This is a genomic window from Streptomyces sp. SID12501 (genome assembly GCF_010550245.1).
Taxonomy (GTDB): Bacteria; Actinomycetota; Actinomycetes; order Streptomycetales; family Streptomycetaceae; genus Streptomyces.
The window spans coordinates 1-414 of record NZ_JAAGLU010000836.1 but is presented as its reverse complement, the minus strand read 5'-3'; the positions used below and the strand labels follow the sequence as shown (position 1 = coordinate 414).

The window sequence follows — 414 nt, the reverse complement described above, 5'->3', positions numbered from 1 at the left end:
CGTGACCGGGTCGGCGGCGGGGGGTGCCAACCAGGGGCGGCAGTTCTGGGTGCGGCAGGTCGCGGCGCACGACGGGTGGTTCGTGAACGACACGTTCCGGACGGGCGGGACCGTCACCACGCCGTACCGGTTCCAGACGCCCCGGCTCGAGGCGACGCCTCCGAGTGGAGCTGCGGGGCCGAAGGGGAGGAGCCCGCGCCCGTGGCCGGCAGTGCCGTCGACATCGCTCCCCGGCAGGACGTGACCTGCACGATCACCAACACCCACCGCAAGCCCGGCCCGAAGCCGACCCCGGACCCGTCGCCGGGGCCGCTCCCGCCGGGGCCGCTGCCGGACACCGGTCTGGCCGGGGCGTGGCTCGGTGCCAGGGCGCTGCTGATGGACGCGGCCGGGGCCTGGCTGGTGGTCCGGGTC

At 76.6% G+C, this 414-nt stretch carries 1 pseudogene; it reads left to right on the top strand.

Going from position 1 to position 414, the window contains the following annotated elements:
• Window positions 1–201 precede the first annotated feature (201 nt).
• A pseudogene (locus tag G3I71_RS48715) lies at window positions 202–414 on the top strand (hypothetical protein); the annotation flags it as partial.